The following is a 16,416-nucleotide window of genomic DNA, read 5'->3' as shown; positions in this document are numbered from 1 at the left end:
CGCTAGGGAAAGGTGTACGCCTCGACCTCGGCGAGGTACCGCGCCCGCAGCTCCTCGTCGTCCTCCAGGAACGAGGCGAGGAAGGAGTTGCGGGCGAGTTCCCGCAACCGCTCCTCGCCCAGGCCCAGAGTGTCGCGGACGGCGTCGAAGTTGTCGCCCGCGTAGCCGCCGAAGTAGGCCGGGTCGTCGGAGTTGACCGTGCACATCAGGCCGGCGTCCAGCATGGCGGGCAGCGGGTGGTCGGCGAGGGTGTCGACGGTCCGCAGCCGCACGTTCGACAGCGGGCACAGGGTCAGCGGCACCCGGTCCCGCACCAGCCGCTCCACCAGCGCCGGGTCCTCCACGCAGCGCAGGCCGTGGTCGACGCGCTCGACGCCGAGCACGTCCAGCGCCTCGGTGATGTACTCCGGCGGGCCCTCCTCGCCCGCGTGGGCGACCCGGCGCAGGCCGAGCGCGGCGGCGGCCTCGTAGACCTCGCGGAACTTGGCCGGCGGGTGCCCGACCTCGGCCGAGTCGAGGCCGACGCCGGTGATGCGGTCCAGGTACGGCTTGGCCGCGTCCAGCGTGGCCAGGGCCGACTCGGCGGACTCGTCGCGCAGGAAGCACAGGATCAGCCGGGTCGACACGCCGTGGTTCGCCTCGCTGCTCCCCAGTGCGCGCCACAGTCCCTCGACGACCGTGCCGATCTCCAGACCGCGGCTGGTGTGGGCCTGCGGGTCGAAGAAGATCTCGGCGTGCCGCACGCCCTGCGCGGCGGCCCGGGCGAGGTACTCGTTCGCCAGGTCCTCGAAGTCCCGCTCGGTGCGCAGGACGGCCATGAGCTCGTAGTACAGGTTCAGGAACGACTGGAGATCCTCGAAGCGGTAGGCCTCGCGCAGCTCGTCCGTGTCGGCGTACGGCAGCGTGAGGCCGTTGCGCGTGGCGAGCTCGAAGGCCAGCTCCGGTTCCAGGGTGCCTTCGATATGAAGGTGCAGTTCGGCTTTGGGGAGGGACATCAATTCATCGTACGGCCGTATCACCGACGCTTCGGAACCGGCACCCTCAGTAGATCGTGCGCCACGGTCAGCTCACCGTCGTACCCGGCGGCCCGCGCCTGCCGCTCGAACTCTCCCCCACTCTCGGCTTCGCTCGAGCGGGAGGTGCCCCCACGGCCGGTGTAGCGCTGGCTGAAGTGGGTGAGCACGAGGTGCCGCACCCCGCCGTCCCTGGCCACCCGTGCGGCCTGACTCGCCGTCAGGTGCCCGTGCTCCACGGCGAGTTCCTCGTCCTCGTCGAGGAACGTCGACTCGATGACGAGCAGGTCGCAGCCCTCGGCCAGCGCGTACACGCCGTCGCAGAGCCTGGTGTCCATGACGAACGCGAACCGCTGCCCGCGCCGCACCTCGCTGACGTCCTCCAGGGCGACCCCGCCGAGCGAGCCCTCGCGCTGGATCCGGCCGATGTCCGGGCCTTTGACGCCGTGCGCGGCGAGCCGCTCGGGCAGCATGCGGCGGCCGTCGGGCTCCACGAGGCGGTAGCCGTACGACTCGACCGGGTGCGACAGCTTCCGCGCCTCCAGCGTGTAGCCGTCGGTGCGGGCTACGGGCCCGTCGGAGGCCATCGGGGCCTGGGTGATCTCGACGGTCTCGCGGTAGGCGGTGGCGTACCGGAGCCGGTCGAAGAAGCGCTGTCCGGAGCGGGGGTAGTGGGCGGTGATCTCGTGCGGGACCTTGTCGAGGTTGATGCGCTGGATCACACCGGCGAGACCGAGGGAGTGGTCGCCGTGGAAGTGCGTGACGCAGATCCGGTTGAGATCGTGCGCGGCGACCCCGGCGCGCAGCATCTGGCGCTGCGTGCCCTCGCCGGGGTCGAACAGGATGCCCTCGCCGTCCCAGCGCAGCAGGTAGCCGTTGTGGTTGCGGTGCCGGGTGGGGACCTGGCTGGCGGTGCCGAGGACGACGAGTTCGCGGACGGACAAGGCGGTTATCCCGGGGGCCATTCGAGGCCGCGGCCGCCGAGCACGTGGCCGTGCACGTGCCAGACGGTCTGGCCGGCGCCGCTGCCGGTGTTGAAGACGAGACGGTAGCTGTCGAGCTTCTCCTCGTCCGCGACGGCCTGGGCCTCGCGCAGCACGTCCGCGGTGAGGGCGGGGTCGGCGGCGGCGAGGGCGGCGGCGTTCTCGTAGTGGGCCTTGGGGATCACGAGGACGTGAGTGGGTGCCTGGGGGTTGATGTCGCGGAACGCGACGGTCGTCTCCGTCTGGCGGACGATCGTCGCCGGGATGGTGCCTGCGACGATCTTGCAGAACAGGCAGTCGTCCTGGGGTTCCCCTGCCATTTTCCCTCCGGGGGTTGGCCGAATTCGGTCCGACTTGGGCATCGTATCGTCGTCGGGTGCGGGTGCGTTGTGGCTGGTCGCGCCCACGCGGCGGAGCCGCATATCGACACAGCCCCGCGCCCCTAAGAGGTGGGCAGAGCCGGAGGCGTTTTTGCGGGACTGCTCTCCAGACTCTCCAACGCCAGTCGGATCGCCTCGTCCAGTTGCGGGTCCCTGCCCGCCGCGTAGTCCTGCGGGCGCTGTACGACCTCCACGTCGGGATCCACCCCGTGGTTCTCCACGTCCCACCCGTAGCCCTCCAGCCAGAACGCGTACTTCGGCTGGGTGACCAGGGTGCCGTCGACCAGGCGGTAGCGGCTGTCGATGCCGATGACGCCGCCCCAGGTGCGGGTGCCGACGACCGGGCCGATGCCGAGGGCCTTGATCGCGGCGTTGACGATGTCGCCGTCGGAGCCGGAGAACTCGTTGGCGACGGCGACGACCGGGCCGCGGGGCGCGTCGCGCGGGTAGCTCTCGGCGCGCATGCCGCGGGGCAGGTCCCAGCCGACGACCCGGCGGGCGAGTTTCTCCACGACGAGCTGGGAGGTGTGGCCGCCGCGGTTCTCGCGGACGTCGACGACGAGGCCCTCGCGGGCGACCTCGACGCGCAGGTCGCGGTGGATCTGGGCCCAGCCGGGCGCCTGCATGTCGGGGACGTGCAGGTAGCCGAGGCGGCCGCCGGACTTCTCGTGGACGTAGGCGCGGCGGTCGGCGACCCAGGCGTGGTAGCGCAGCGGCTCCTCGTCGGCGAGCGGGACGACGACGGCGTGCCGTGGGTCGCCGCCGCCGGACGGGGAGATGGTCAGCTCCACCGGCTTGCCCGCCGTGCCGATGAGCAGCGGACCGGGGCCGGCCACCGGGTCGACGGGCTGCCCGGCGATCGCGACGATCGCGTCCCCGGGGCGCACCGCGACGCCGGGTGCGGCCAGCGGGCTGCGGGCGTCCGGGTCGGAGGTCTCGGAGGGCAGGATGCGGTCGACGCGCCAGCTGCCGTCCTCGTGGCGGGAGATGTCGGCGCCGAGCAGGCCCTGGCGGGGACCGCCGCCGTGGCCGCCGCGCGGGGTGACGTAGGCGTGGGACGTGCCGAGTTCGCCCTGGACCTCCCAGAGCAGGTCGACGAGGTCGTCGTGGGTGGCGCACCGGTCCACGACCGGGCGGTAGCGGTCGAGGACGCCGTCCCAGTCGACGCCGCTCATGTCCGGCCGCCAGAAGTGGTCCCGCATGATGCGGCCGTTCTCGTCGAACATCTGCCGCCACTCGGCCGCCGGGTCGACGAACTGGCGTACCCGGCCGAGGTCGACGGTGATGTTGGTGTCGCTGTCGTCGTCGTTCGAGGCGCGCCGGTCGCTGGGGACTACCTTCAGCCGCCCGTCGGTCCACAGCAGCACCCGCTTGCCGTCGCCGCTGACCTCGAAGTGGTCGGCGTCGACGGCGAGGTGCTCGACGCGCTGCTGGGCGAGGTCGTACCGCTCCAGCTCGGACTTGGGCTCGGGGTCGTCCGGGGTGGCCCGTGACGCGCCGAGCACGCCGGCGACCGGGTGGCGCAGCCAGAGCACGCCGTCCTTGGCGGCCCGCAGGTTGGAGTAGCGGGCGGCCTCGACCGGGAAGGGCACGATGCGGTCGGCGAGGCCCTCGAGGTCGATGCGGGTGGTGGGGGTGCCCTCGCTGTCGGGGGTCTCCTCCCGGTCGGGCGTCTCGAAGGACCGGCCGTGCCGCTGCGGCCCGAACGGGGACGGGGTGGTCGCCGCGAGGGTGATGAGGTGCGGCCGGGCGCCTTCGACGAAGGCCAGGTCGAAGACGTGCTCGTCGTAGACCGGGTCGAAGGAGCGGGTCGACAGGAACGCGAGGTGCTTGCCGTCGGCCGTGAACGCGGGCGCGTAGTCCTGGAAGCGCAGCGGGGTCGCCTCGGTGACCGACAGGTCGGTGGTGTTGGCGAGCTTCAGCTGGCACAGGGGCCGCGGCCCGGGGTGGGACCAGGCGAGCCAGGTCGAGTCGGGTGAGAAGACGAGCCCCGAGACGTCGCCGTCCTCGCTGTGGTCGACCTCCCGCACCTCGCCCGTCTCCCGCTCGACGAGCAGGAGACGGCCGTCGTGGGAGGCCACGGCGGCGCGGCTGCCGTCGGGTGCCATGGCGAGGTCCAGAACGCGGCCGAGCTGACCGGCGGCGATCCGGCGCGGCGTCGCCCCGGGGGCGAGGCCGGTGGCGGGCGCGAACTCCAGGGCGTCGTCGCCCTCGGCGTCCGTCACCCACACCACCCACTCCTCGCCGTCCGCGCGGAAGGCGCGCGGCAGCCGGGCCCGGACGCCGGGCGTCGCTGCCAGCGCGCGGGCCGGGCCGGAGCGGTGGGTGACCCAGTGGACGGAGCCGCGGACGGAGACGGCGCTGCCGCGCGCGGTGTGGTCCGGGGACGCCGACCCGAACCACCGGGAGGCGTTCACCGGGAACGGCTGGAGATCGACGCGCTGCCCGCCGAGCCGTACGTCGAGCCGGCGCGGCTCGGCTCCGTCCAGGTCGTCCAGCAGCCAGAGTTCACCGGCGCTGGAGTAGACGACACGGGTGCCGTCGGTCGCGGCGTGCCGGGCGTAGAACCCGTCGAGGGGCGTGTGGCGGCGCAGGTCGGAGCCGTCGGCGAGGGAGGAGTAGAGCGCGCCGGTGCCCTCGTGGTCGGAGAGGAACGCGATCCGGTCCCCCACCCACAGCGGGTACTCGATGTTGCCGTCGAGGTCCTCGTGCAGCCGCACGAATTCGCCGTCGTCCTCGGGGTCGATCCACAGCTTGCCCGCCGTACCGCCGCGGTACCGCTTCCACCAGGCCGCCTCGCGTCCCATCGGCGCGGACAGCAGCACCGTGTGCGGGCCGTGGGCGATGTCGCCGACGGGGCCGTACGGCAGGGTCGCGGCCGGGCCGCCGTCGAGGGGGACGGCACGCGCCCAGGTGCGGCGCAGGCTCGCCTGCCCCTGGGTGCTGATCGCCAGTACCTGGCCGTCCGGGGTCCAGCCGCGCACCTGGGTCTTCCAACTCCCCCAGTACGTCAGGCGCTTGGCGGGGCCTCCGGCGACCGGGGCGATGTGCACCTCGGGGGCGCCGTCCCTTGTCGAGGTCCAGGCGACGGTGGTGCCGTCCGGGGAGATGCGGGGCTGGGTCACCGGCACGTTGTCGGCGCTGACCCGCCAGGCCCGGCCGCCGTCGAGCGGGGCGAGCCACACGTCGTCCTCGGCGGTGAAGGCGACCAGGTCGCCGTGCAGGTGCGGGAACCGGAGATACGCAGGCGATGCGGACTGTGTCACCCGATCACCCTATGCAGGGACGGCGCGCCGCGGACAGACTTCGGATCACTTGCCGTTCGCCCCTCGCGTACGTCATTTGCCCTCGACGGGCCGGCAGTCGGGGTACCGGTCGCACCAGATGGTCTGTGTGACGGTCACGGTGACGGTGGGCCCGGGCTGCCCCTGGGTGGGGCCGCCGCCGACGGGCGGTGGGCTGGTGGCGTTGCAGTCGCCGAGCCCGTCCACCTCGAACCAGACCTTGCCGTCGACCTTGGCGGTGATGTTCCCGCGCACGCAGGCACCGTCCACGGCGTGGGTGACCTTGCCGTCGACGGTGATGTCCTTGCCGTCCTTGGTCTCGCCCTGGCAGTCGACGGTGGCGACGGTCTTCTCACTCGCCGAGGGCGACGGGGTCGACTTCTTGCCGTTCTGGCCGTTCTGGCCGTTCTCGCCGTAGGAGGCGGTGCAACTGAGCCAGCGCACGCCCGCCTTCTGCCGGTCGAGTTCCTTGGTCACGGTCTCGTCGGTGGTGTACGCGACGGCCGCGGAGCTGATGCCGCTGCCCGGCTCGCACGCGACGGCACCGCCCACCGCGATGGTCCCGAACACCGCCGCCACAGCCACCCGACGGCCGCGCGGCCCCCGCCAGATCCTCCTGAACGCCCCCATGAAGGGGAGCCTGCCACTGACGGGGGCGGCGCGGTAGGGCGCAAAGGCGTCAACCGCGCAGCAGGAGCCACTCCTGAAGCTCCACCAGGTTGCCCTCGGGGTCCTTGAGGTAGGCGACCCGCATGCGGTCGGTCATGGGCGCCGGGCCGTGCAGGACCGTGGCGCCGCGGAGGGTGATCTCCTCGCAGTACGCGTCCAGCGCGTCCACCCGCAGCACGACGAGGGACCGGTGGCCGGTCGCCGCGTCCCCGACCTCGTCGAGCACTTCGGCCATCATCGACCGGTCCTGCAGCGCGATCCCCGCGGAACCGACCGCGGGGCTGAACTTCTCGTACGGCCCCTCGGCCGCGCCCGACTGGGGCTTGAGGCCGAGGATGTCGCCGTAGAAGCGGTAACACGCGGCGAAGTCGGTGACGAGCAGACGTACTTGGGCGAGTTCCACGGTTCCTCCAGGGGGGTCAGGACCAGCGGCCGGTACGGGCCAGGAGCACGGCCGCGGCCGCGGTCCCGGCGGTCGATGTGCGCAGCACACTGCGCCCGAGGCGGTACGCCCCGGCCCCCGCCTCCTCGAACAGCGCCAACTCCTCCGGCGCCACGCCCCCTTCGGGCCCCACGACCAGCACGATCTCGCCGGACGACGGCAGTTCGGCCGTCGCCAGCGGCGCGTCGCCGCTCTCGTGCAGCACGGCGGCGAACTCCGCGCCCGCCAGCAGCGCCGCGACCTGCTTGGTCGTGGCCGCCTCCGCGACCTCGGGGAACCGCACCCGGCGGGACTGCTTGCCGGCCTCCCGTGCGGTGGCCCGCCACTTGCCCAGCGCCTTGGCCCCGCGGTCGCCCTTCCACTGCGTGATGCAGCGCGCCGCCGCCCAGGGCACGATCGCGTCGACGCCGACCTCGGTCATGGTCTCGACGGCCAGCTCTCCCCGGTCTCCCTTGGGCAGCGCCTGCACGACGGTCAGTCGCGGCTGCTCCGGCGGCTCCTCGCTCACCGAGTCCAGCTGGACGATCAGCCGGTCCTTGCCCTCGGTGTCGAGCACCACGCAGTCCGCCCAGCGCCCGGCCCCGTCCGTGAGGACGACGTCCTCGCCGGGCCGCAGCCGCTTCACGGAGACGGCGTGCCGTCCCTCCGGCCCGTCGAGGACGTACCGGCCGCCGCGGCCCGCGTCGAAGTGGTCGACCACGAACACCGGCGCGGTCACCGGACGCCCCCGCCCGACAACGCTGTCCTGGCGGCGGCGAGTTCACCGGCCAGCACCTCCACCAGCTGCCCGGCGGGCAGCTCCCGCGCCATCCGGTGCCCCTGCCCGGCCCACAGCGCCATGCCCTGTGCGTCACCGGCCTTGGCGGCGGCCTTGCGCAGCGGCGCGGTGAGGTGGTGGATCTCGGGGTAGGCGGCGGGCGCATACGGGCCGTGCTCGCGCAGGAACCGGTTGACGAGACCGCGCGCCGGCCGCCCGGAGAAGGCCCGGGTCAACTCGGTGCGCACGAACAGGGGGTTGGTCAGCGCCTGCTTGTGCAGGGCGTTCGCGCCGGACTCGGGCGTGGCGAGGAAGGCCGTGCCGAGCTGGGCCGCGCTCGCGCCCGCGGCGAGCACCGCGGCGATCTGGCCGCCGCGCATGATTCCGCCGGCGGCGACGATCGGGATGTTGACGGCCTCCCTGATCTGGGCGACCAGCGACAGCAGGCCGATGCCGGACCCGTCCGTCTCGGGGACGTCCCGGTGGGTGCCCTGGTGGCCGCCGGCCTCGACGCCCTGCGCGATGACCGCGTCCGCGCCCGCCCGCTCGACGGCCCGGGCCTCGTCGGGGGTGGTGGCGGTGACCAGGACGAACGTGCCGACGCGGTGCAGGGCGTCGACGACCTCGCGGCTCGGCGCGCCGAAGTGGAACGACACGACGGGCACGGGGTTGTCGCGGAGCACCGCGAGCTTGGTCTCGTAGCCGTCGTCGCGGCCGCTCTCGGGGTCACCGAGCTCGGCCTCGTACCAGGTGGCCTCGCCGGCCAGCTGGTGGGCGTAGACGTCGACGGCGGCCGGGTCGGCGTACTCCGGCTGCGGCATGAAGAGGTTGACGCCGAAGGGCCTGCCGGTGAGGCTCCTCAGCTGCTTGATCTCCTCGTACATCCCGTCGGCGGTCTTGTACCCGGCGGCGAGGAACCCGAGCCCGCCCGCCTCGCACACGGCGGCGGCGAGCTGCGGCACGGAGACGCCGCCCGCCATGGGGGCCTGCACGATCGGGTGGGGGAAGAGATCGGTCAGAGCGGAGGACATGACCGCATGTTGTCACGTCCTCCGAACAACTCCGAAACCGGCCTGCCGTGTGGCATAGACCAGAGGAACGAGCCCCTCCAGGCCACCCGAGGGCTCCCGTCAGCGCCCGTTGAACGCGTCCTTCAACCGGGAGAACAGCCCTTGCTGTCCCGGCTGGAACTGACCCTGGGGCCGCTCCTCGCCGCGTAGCTTGGCCAGCTCGCGCAGGAGACGCTCCTGCTCGGGGTCGAGCTTGGTCGGGGTCTGGACCTCGACGTGGACGATGAGGTCGCCGCGTCCGCCGCCGCGCAGGTGGGTGACACCTCGGCCGTGCAGCGGGATCGACTGGCCGGACTGGGTGCCCGGGCGGATGTCGACCTCCTCCAGCCCGTCCAGCGTCTCCAGCGGCACCTTCGTGCCGAGGGCCGCCGCCGTCATGGGGATGGTCACCGTGCAGTGCAGGTCGTCGCCGCGCCGCTGGAACATGGGGTGCGGCAGCTCGTGGATCTCGACGTAGAGGTCACCGGCCGGACCGCCACCGGGCCCGACCTCGCCCTCGCCGGCCAACTGGATCCGCGTGCCGTTGTCGACACCGGCCGGGATCTTGACCGTGAGCGTGCGGCGGGAGCGGACCCGCCCGTCGCCCGCGCACTCCGGGCACGGGGTCGGGACCACCGTTCCGAAGCCCTGGCACTGCGGGCACGGACGGGACGTCATGACCTGGCCCAGGAAGGACCGGGTGACCTGCGACACCTCACCGCGGCCGCGGCACATGTCACACGTCTGGGCGGACGTACCGGGGGCCGCGCCCTCACCGTTACAGGTGTTGCAGACGACCGCCGTGTCGACCTGGATGTCCTTCGTCGTGCCGAAGGCCGCCTCATCGAGCTCCACCTCGATGCGGATCATCGCGTCCTGGCCGCGGCGGGTGCGCGAGCGCGGACCGCGCTGCGACGCCGTGCCGAAGAACGCGTCCATGATGTCGGAGAAGTTCCCGAAGCCACCGGCTCCGAAGCCGCCCGCGCCGCCGCCCTGGGCCTGCGAGAGCGGGTCCCCGCCGAGGTCGTAGACCTGCTTCTTCTGCGGGTCCGACAGCACCTCGTAGGCGGCGTTGATCTCCTTGAACCGCTCCTGGGTCTTCGGATCGGGGTTGACGTCCGGATGCAGCTCGCGGGCGAGCCGCCGGAAGGCCTTCTTGATCTCTTCCTGCGACGCGTCGCGGCGCACGCCGAGTACGGCGTAGTAGTCCGTGGCCACTACGACTCCGCCAGGATCTGTCCGACGTACCGTGCCACTGCGCGTACCGCTCCCATCGTTCCCGGGTAGTCCATGCGGGTCGGTCCGACCACGCCGAGCTTGGCGACTGCCTCGCCGCCCGAACCGTAGCCGACCGACACGACGGACGTGGAGTTGAGTCCTTCGTGGGCGTTCTCGTGACCGATACGGACGGTCACGCCCGGATCCTTCGCCTCGCCGAGCAGCTTGAGGAGCACGACCTGCTCCTCCAGCGCCTCCAGCACGGGCCGGATCGTGAGGGGGAAGTCATGACCGAAGCGGGTCAGATTGGCGGTGCCGCCGATCATCAGCCGCTCCTCGTTCTCCTCGACGAGCGTCTCCAGGAGTGTGGAGAGCACCGTGGAGACCGTACCCCGGTCCTCGTGCTCGAAAGCCTCCGGGAGATCCTCCACCAGACTCGGCACATCCGCGAAACGGCGGTTCGCCACCCGGCTGTTGAGGCGCGCGCGCAGATCAGCGAGCGAGGCCTCGCCGAAGGGCGCCGGGCAGTCGACCACCCGCTGCTCGACCCGCCCGGTGTCCGTGATCAACACGAGCATCACGCGCGCGGGCGCGAGGGAGAGCAGCTCCACGTGCCGCACGGTGGACCGGGTCAGCGACGGGTACTGCACGACGGCGACCTGGCGCGTGAGCTGCGCGAGCAGCCGCACCGTGCGCGCCACGACGTCGTCGAGGTCGACGGCGCCCTCCAGGAAGTTCTGGATCGCGCGCCGCTCGGGCGCGGTCATGGGCTTGACGCCGGCGAGCTTGTCCACGAACAGGCGGTACCCCTTGTCGGTGGGGATGCGCCCGGCGCTGGTGTGCGGCTGGGCGATGTATCCCTCGTCCTCCAGGGCCGCCATGTCGTTGCGGACGGTCGCCGGGGAGACGCCGAGGTTGTGCCGCTCGGTGAGGGCCTTGGAGCCGACCGGCTCCTCGGTGCCGACGTAGTCCTGGACGATGGCGCGCAGCACCTGAAGCCTGCGTTCACTGAGCATCGCGCACACCTCCAGAAGTCGTCCGCCCGTTGCCTGCCGTTCGCGGCCTGGCACTCTGCGCGTGCGAGTGCCAATGTTCCCCGGCCCAGTGTACGGCGGTGGGGTACGCCCCCGGCAAGGCTGGTCGTGCGGCGTCGTGCCCCGGGCGGGAGTCACGGCTAGCGTCGCCGTATGACGGTGACTTGGGAAGAGCTCGGGTGGGAGCGCGTGGCCGCCGGGGTGGGGCGGTGTCGGCTGCCGGTGTGGGACTGCACGGCGGGGCTGGTCGCCGGCGAGGACGCGGTCCTCGTGATCGACGCCGGGTCGAGCCCGGCCGAGGGAGCGCGGTTGCGCGAGCAGGCGCAGTCGCTCACCGGGCACCGTGTGACACATCTCGCGCTGACCCATCCCCACTTCGACCACGTCTTCGGGGCGGCGGCGTTCACGGGGGCGGAGGTGTTCGGCGCGGTGGGCGTGGACGCGGTGCTGTCGCGCCTGCGGGACCGCGAGGAGCTGCGCGCGGACGCGGTGCGCAACGGACTGGCCGAGACGGTCGCCCAGGAGTCGGCGGACCTGCTGGTCCCGCCCCGCCACCTGGTGTCCGGCGAGTGGACCCTCGACCTGGGCGGCGGGTGCCAGGTGCTGCTGGCGAACGTGGGCCCCGGGCACACCGCGCACGATCTGGCGGTGCTGGTGCCGGGCGATCCGGAGGTGGTGTTCTGCGGCGACCTGGTCGAGGAGTCCGGCGAGCCGCAGGCGGGCCCGGACGCCGTGCCGTCGCACTGGCCGGCCGCGCTGGACCGGCTGCTCGCGCTGGGCGGCGAGAACGCGGTGTACGTGCCCGGTCACGGAGCGGTGGTGGACGCGGCGTTCGTCCGGGCCCAGCGGGACGCGCTGGCGACCCGTTTCGGCGTGTCTCCGTGACCACCCGCCCGGTTCTCCTATCGTCATCCGAATGCGCCAGTACTCTCCGGACCTGACCCCGCCGTGGAAGAAGCCCCAGCCGGTCCCCGAGGTCCCGGCGGAACCGGGCCTGGTGGTGGAGGAGCCCGGCACCGGCTTCTGCGGGGCGGTCATCCGCTGCGAGGCGGGCACGGTGACGCTGGAGGACCGCTTCGGCAAGCACCGGGTGTTCCCGATGGAGCCGCGCGGCTTCCTCCTGGAGGGCAAGGTGGTGACGCTGGTCCGCCCCTCGCCGGGCGCCCCGGCACGGCCCACCCGCACGGCCTCCGGTTCGGTGGCGGTCCCCGGCGCACGCGCGCGCGTGGCCCGTGCCGGCCGCATCTACGTCGAGGGCCGGCACGACGCCGAGCTGGTCGAGAAGGTGTGGGGCGACGACCTGCGCATCGAGGGCGTGGTCGTGGAGTACCTGGAGGGCGTGGACGACCTCCCGTCGATCGTCGACTCCTTCGCCCCCGGCCCCGACGCGCGCCTCGGCGTCCTGGTCGACCACCTCGTACCGGGCTCGAAGGAGTGGCACATCGCCCAGTCGGTGACGAGCGACCACGCGCTGGTGGTGGGCCATCCCTACATCGACATCTGGGAGGCGGTGAAGCCGTCCTCCCTCGGCATCGAGGCCTGGCCCCGGATCCCGCGGGGCCAGGACTGGAAGACGGGCGTGTGCCGCGCCCTGGGCTGGCCGCAGAACACGGGCGCGGCGTGGCAGCGGATCCTGTCCGGCGTCCACTCGTACAAGGACCTGGAGCCGGAACTCCTGGGCCGGGTGGAAGAACTGATCGACTTCGTGACGGCGCCGTAGCCGCGCTGAGCTGCGCTCGCGTCCCCGCTCAGCTGCGGCCCGCGTCCCCGCTCAGCTGCGGCCGGTGTCTCGCTCAGCTGCGGGCATGCATGCCGCTAGGGGCGGCACCCGTCCCACGGAGAGCGGCACCTCGTCGCGCCGAGTTGCGCATCGCCCCGGCCCCAGCACCGACGCCCAGCAACTCAGTCCACCAGATCGCGCACCACACCATCCGCCAGCAACCGCCCGCGCAAGGTCAGCACAGCACGCCCCTCCGCATACGGCCCCTCCTCGAGCAACCCTTCGGACAAGGCCCGCCGAGACGCCGCGAGTCCCTCCTCCCGCAGCAACGCCAACGGCACCCCGTCCCGCAACCGCAGCTCCAGCAGGATCCGCTCGACCCGGCGGTCCTCCTCCGACAGCACCTCACGCCCGGCCCCGGGCGAACGACCGGCCGCCAGCGCCGCCGCATACGCCCCGGGATGCTTCACGTTCCACCACCGCACACCGCCCACGTGGCTGTGCGCCCCGGGCCCGGCCCCCCACCAGTCGGCCCCCCGCCAGTACAGCTCGTTGTGCAGGCACCGCCCGGCCTCCGAGGTCGCCCAGTTCGACACCTCGTACCACTCGAACCCCGCGCCCGAGAGCACCTCGTCGGCGATCAGGTACCGGTCGGCGTGGACGTCGTCGTCGGTCATCGGCACCTCGCCCCGGCGGATCCGCCGCGCCAGCTGCGTGCCCTCCTCCACGATCAGGGCATACGCGCTGACGTGGTCCGGCCCGGCCCCCAGCACCGCGTCCAGCGACGCCCGCCAGTCCTCGTCCGACTCCCCCGGCGTGCCGTAGATCAGGTCGAGGTTCACGTGCTCGAACCCGGCCGCCCGGGCCTCCGCGACGCACGCCTCCGGCCGCCCGGGCGTGTGCGTCCGGTCCAGCACCTTCAGCACGTGCTGCCGCGCGCTCTGCATCCCGAAGGAGATCCGGTTGAAGCCCCCCTCGCGCAGGGCGGCCAGATACGCGGGATCGACGGACTCCGGGTTCGCCTCCGTCGTGACCTCGGCGTCCGCGGCGAGCCCGAACTCGTCCCGGACGGCCTGCAGCATCCGTACGAGATCACCGGCGTCCAGCAGCGTCGGCGTACCGCCGCCCACGAACACCGTGCGGACGGGACGCGGGTCGTCCCCCAGGACCTTGCGGGCCAGGCGGATCTCGTCGACGAGCGTCTCGGCGTAGTTGTCGCGGGAGGCGAGGACCCCGCCGGTGCCGCGCAGCTCGGTCGCCGTGTACGTGTTGAAGTCGCAGTAGCCGCAGCGGGTCGCGCAGTACGGAACGTGCAGGTAGAACCCGAGCGGGCGGTCGGCGGCCCCGGCGAGTGCGGACGCGGGCAGCGCGCCGTCCTCGGGGACGGGCTCGCCGTCGGGAAGTGCGGAAGGCATGCCTTCCATTGTCCAGCACCCGCGCCGTGACTCCGCCGACAGCAGCGGTCACTCCGCCTGGAGCACCAGCAGGGCGAGATCGTCCGCCGGTGGCCGCGCCCCGAACTCGTGCACCAGCCGCTTGATCCTTTCGGCTATGAGCTCGGCGTCCAGCCCGGCGCACCCGGCGAGCGCCGCCGCGAGCCCGTCCCCGTCGTCGAACTGGCGGGAGCCGGAGCGGCGCTCGGTCACGCCGTCGGTGACGCACAGCAGCGTGTCGCCGGAGCGCAGCTCGAAGGTCTCGCTGCTGTACGTGGCGTCCTCGACGACGCCCAGGAGGGTCTGCGGCTGCGCGCACGAGTGGACCTCGCCGCCCGCCCCGAGGAGCAGGGGCAGCGGATGCCCGGCGGAGGCGACGGTGCAGCGGACGCCGCCGTCGAAGGGGACCAGTTCGCCGTAGAGCAGGGACAGGAAGCGCGTTTGAGGGCCGTCGCCGGGCGGGGTCGGTCGCGCGCCCGCGGCGACCAGCGCCCGGGCCGCCGCGTCCGCGGCCTCCGTGGCGTCGTCCAGGAGGAGCTGGTTGAGGCGGTCGAGGACGTCGGCCACCCGGTAGCCCTCGCGGGCCAGCAGCCGCAGCCAGGGCCGGGCCAGCCCGATGACGACGGCGGCCTCGGGCCCCTTGCCCTGGACGTCGCCGACCGCGAAGCACCAGCGGCCGTCGCCGGCCGGGAACAGGTCGTAGAAGTCGCCGCTGGGCCCGCCCTTGTCGTACGGCTCGTAGACGAGGGCGCTGCGCACGCCGGGGATCTCGGCCACCGCCCCGGGCAGCAGTCCGCGCTGGAGCACGGCGCTGATGGTGGCCTGCCGGGCGTACTGGCGGGCGGCGCCGATGGCGAGCGCGACACGGCGGCTCAGGTCCTCGACGAGGCCGGTGATCTCGTCGGGGAAACCGGCGGTCCCGGACCGCCCGATGACGAGGGTGCCCAGCGGACGGCCCCCCGCGACCAGCCGGTACGCCAGTGCCTGGCCCGGTTCGCCGGGCGCGTCGCCGAGCGCCTCGCCGGGCCAGGGGTAGTCGACGGGCCCGGTCCGTAACGGGTCGGACGGGGGCGGCGGGTCCTTCTCCAGCGCCCGGCGCAGTTCCTCGATGTGGTTCTCGCTGCCGTGCCAGACCCGGGCCAGCCGGGGTCCCCCGGCTCCGGGCCCGACGCCCCAGCCGCCGCCGGTGGCCTCGTCCTCCAGCCAGACCGCGCACCAGTCGGCCAGCCGGGGCACGATCAGCTGCCCGGCGAGGGCGGCGACCAGGTCCTCGTCGAGCTGCCCGGCGAGCAGGTCGGAGGCCTCGGCGAGGAAGGAGAGGGCACCGCGGCCCAGCCAGGCGCCATCGCGGCCGTCCCGCCCGTCGCGGCCCTCGTGGCGGTCCCGCCAGTCCCGCAGATCGTTCCAGTCCCGCCAGTCGCGCAGACCGTGATGGTCCCGGGAGTCGCGCACACCGTGCGAGTCGCGCACACCGTGACGGTCACCGGGGTGACGGGAGTCAGGGTGATCCCAGGAGTAGTCGCACTCACCGCGGACGTCGCGCGGGCCCCGCGCGTCCTCGGCGTCGGGCCGGCCACGCGCGTCCTCCCCGGCCTCCCAGCCGTACCGCGGCTCCGGCGCCAGGATCTCCGCCACGCGCAACCCGCGCGCCAGCGCCTGCTCCCCGGCGTACGCCTCGATCTGCTCCCCCGCCGCGCACCCCGCGGCGGGCAGCCGCGCCCACACGGTCTTCCGGCCCGTGCGGTACGTGATCCCCCACGCCTCGGAGAGCGCGCCGACGAGTCGCAGGCCGCGCCCGTACTCGGGGGTGTCGTGCGGTGTCTCGGGCTCGCCGCCGCGGGGGGCGCGGGAGGGGTGGTGGTCGGAGACCTCGACGACGAGCGCGGCCGTGGCCCGGTCGTCGCCCTCCAGCCGGCACTCCATCTCGACGTCGGTCCCGGCGTGCACGACCGCGTTGGTGACGAGTTCGCTGACGACGAGCGTGGCATCGTCGGCGAGGCGGTCGGTGAGGTGCTCGGCGCCCGGCAGGCCGAGGTCGGTCCACTCGGCGAGCGCCGCGCGCACCAGGGCGCGGGCGGCGCCCGGCGCGACGGAGCTGCCGGACAGGGTCGCGTGCGCCCGCGCGCACTCCTGTGCGGGCGCCTCGGCAACGGGCGGGGGCGCCGCACAGGCCGGTGCGGGCCCCTCGGCGATGGGCCCGGCGATGGGCCCTTCTTGAGCGGGCACGGGCGTCTCCCCAGTGTGTGCAGGCGCCTCTGAGGCACGGGAAGCGGTCTCCCGTTGCGTCGGAATGGCCCCCATGGACAGCTCCCCGGGCAGTTCGTACGAATACGCCACAGTCGATGCCGACAGAGTGACAGACTGGCCACGCCCATAAGCGCCGAGTTACCGAAGTGGGCCGCCATGAGTGAGAACAGTGCTACTCCTGTGGTCG

General features: G+C 73.2%; 14 protein-coding genes. 2 read left to right on the top strand and 12 right to left on the bottom strand.

Going from position 1 to position 16,416, the window contains the following annotated elements; genetic code table 11:
- Positions 1 to 2 precede the first annotated feature (2 nt).
- From ACSUPV_RS27440 to hrcA, 10 genes are all read right to left on the bottom strand, one after another.
- A complete protein-coding gene (locus ACSUPV_RS27440) occupies positions 3 to 995 on the bottom strand; it encodes an adenosine deaminase (protein WP_037768191.1) in 993 nt (330 codons plus the stop codon).
- 20 nt (positions 996 to 1,015) lie between these two features.
- On the bottom strand, positions 1,016 to 1,957 hold the full coding sequence (locus ACSUPV_RS27435; protein ID WP_359784599.1) for a ribonuclease Z: 942 nt from the start codon (positions 1,955 to 1,957) through the stop codon (positions 1,016 to 1,018).
- A 5-nt stretch (positions 1,958 to 1,962) separates the two neighbouring features.
- The gene (locus ACSUPV_RS27430; protein ID WP_031111620.1) at positions 1,963 to 2,316 is read right to left on the bottom strand and encodes a histidine triad nucleotide-binding protein; all 354 of its coding nucleotides are present in this window, start codon (positions 2,314 to 2,316) and stop codon (positions 1,963 to 1,965) included.
- A gap of 122 nt (positions 2,317 to 2,438) precedes the next feature.
- On the bottom strand, positions 2,439 to 5,642 hold the full coding sequence (locus ACSUPV_RS27425; protein ID WP_436948759.1) for a S41 family peptidase: 3,204 nt from the start codon (positions 5,640 to 5,642) through the stop codon (positions 2,439 to 2,441).
- Positions 5,643 to 5,714: 72 nt separating this feature from the next.
- A complete protein-coding gene (locus ACSUPV_RS27420; RefSeq protein ID WP_359784603.1) occupies positions 5,715 to 6,290 on the bottom strand; it encodes a hypothetical protein in 576 nt (191 codons plus the stop codon).
- A 49-nt stretch (positions 6,291 to 6,339) separates the two neighbouring features.
- The gene (locus ACSUPV_RS27415) at positions 6,340 to 6,732 is read right to left on the bottom strand and encodes a VOC family protein (protein WP_436948758.1); all 393 of its coding nucleotides are present in this window, start codon (positions 6,730 to 6,732) and stop codon (positions 6,340 to 6,342) included.
- A gap of 16 nt (positions 6,733 to 6,748) precedes the next feature.
- Positions 6,749 to 7,489, bottom strand: a complete 741-nt coding sequence (locus ACSUPV_RS27410) for a 16S rRNA (uracil(1498)-N(3))-methyltransferase (protein ID WP_037768196.1) — start codon at positions 7,487 to 7,489, stop codon at positions 6,749 to 6,751.
- Entirely contained in the window at positions 7,486 to 8,559 is a 1,074-nt protein-coding gene (locus tag ACSUPV_RS27405) for a nitronate monooxygenase (RefSeq protein WP_031111610.1), read from the bottom strand. Before ACSUPV_RS27405 ends, ACSUPV_RS27410 begins: the two co-directional genes overlap by 4 nt.
- Positions 8,560 to 8,658: 99 nt before the next feature.
- Entirely contained in the window at positions 8,659 to 9,795 is a 1,137-nt protein-coding gene (gene dnaJ / locus ACSUPV_RS27400) for a molecular chaperone DnaJ (RefSeq protein WP_031111608.1), read from the bottom strand.
- Positions 9,795 to 10,811, bottom strand: coding sequence for a heat-inducible transcriptional repressor HrcA (hrcA, locus tag ACSUPV_RS27395; RefSeq protein ID WP_031111606.1), 1,017 nt, complete (start codon positions 10,809 to 10,811; stop codon positions 9,795 to 9,797). Before hrcA ends, dnaJ begins: the two co-directional genes overlap by 1 nt.
- Positions 10,812 to 10,982: 171 nt before the next feature.
- On the opposite strand from hrcA, the gene ACSUPV_RS27390 reads away from it, so the two are divergent.
- Positions 10,983 to 11,714, top strand: coding sequence for an MBL fold metallo-hydrolase (locus ACSUPV_RS27390; RefSeq protein WP_031111605.1), 732 nt, complete (start codon positions 10,983 to 10,985; stop codon positions 11,712 to 11,714).
- 31 nt (positions 11,715 to 11,745) lie between these two features.
- Entirely contained in the window at positions 11,746 to 12,549 is an 804-nt protein-coding gene (locus ACSUPV_RS27385) for a DUF3097 domain-containing protein (protein ID WP_037768197.1), read from the top strand.
- Between the two features lie 182 nt (positions 12,550 to 12,731).
- Here ACSUPV_RS27385 and hemW read toward each other — a convergent pair whose 3' ends face one another.
- The gene (gene hemW / locus ACSUPV_RS27380; protein WP_436948757.1) at positions 12,732 to 13,964 is read right to left on the bottom strand and encodes a radical SAM family heme chaperone HemW; all 1,233 of its coding nucleotides are present in this window, start codon (positions 13,962 to 13,964) and stop codon (positions 12,732 to 12,734) included.
- Between the two features lie 48 nt (positions 13,965 to 14,012).
- Positions 14,013 to 16,283: an ATP-binding SpoIIE family protein phosphatase gene (locus ACSUPV_RS27375; protein ID WP_037768199.1), complete on the bottom strand. Its 2,271-nt coding sequence runs from the start codon at positions 16,281 to 16,283 to the stop codon at positions 14,013 to 14,015.
- Positions 16,284 to 16,416: the final 133 nt, after the last annotated feature.

This window comes from Streptomyces sp. SudanB52_2052 (genome assembly GCF_964272415.1).
Lineage (GTDB): Bacteria > Actinomycetota > Actinomycetes > Streptomycetales > Streptomycetaceae > Streptomyces > Streptomyces olindensis.
Note: the sequence above shows the minus strand (reverse complement) of the source record. Positions and strands in the feature narration are given on the sequence as shown.

Coding starts and splice junctions, on each gene's coding strand:
- ACSUPV_RS27420 (WP_359784603.1), bottom strand. CDS start 6,290: ATGGGGGCGTTCAGGAGGATCTGGCGGGGGCCGCGCGGCCGTCGGGTG.
- ACSUPV_RS27405 (WP_031111610.1), bottom strand. CDS start 8,559: ATGTCCTCCGCTCTGACCGATCTCTTCCCCCACCCGATCGTGCAGGCC.
- ACSUPV_RS27390 (WP_031111605.1), top strand. CDS start 10,983: ATGACGGTGACTTGGGAAGAGCTCGGGTGGGAGCGCGTGGCCGCCGGG.
- ACSUPV_RS27430 (WP_031111620.1), bottom strand. CDS start 2,316: ATGGCAGGGGAACCCCAGGACGACTGCCTGTTCTGCAAGATCGTCGCA.
- hemW (WP_436948757.1), bottom strand. CDS start 13,964: ATGCCTTCCGCACTTCCCGACGGCGAGCCCGTCCCCGAGGACGGCGCG.
- ACSUPV_RS27440 (WP_037768191.1), bottom strand. CDS start 995: ATGTCCCTCCCCAAAGCCGAACTGCACCTTCATATCGAAGGCACCCTG.
- ACSUPV_RS27375 (WP_037768199.1), bottom strand. CDS start 16,283: ATGGGGGCCATTCCGACGCAACGGGAGACCGCTTCCCGTGCCTCAGAG.
- hrcA (WP_031111606.1), bottom strand. CDS start 10,811: ATGCTCAGTGAACGCAGGCTTCAGGTGCTGCGCGCCATCGTCCAGGAC.
- ACSUPV_RS27385 (WP_037768197.1), top strand. CDS start 11,746: ATGCGCCAGTACTCTCCGGACCTGACCCCGCCGTGGAAGAAGCCCCAG.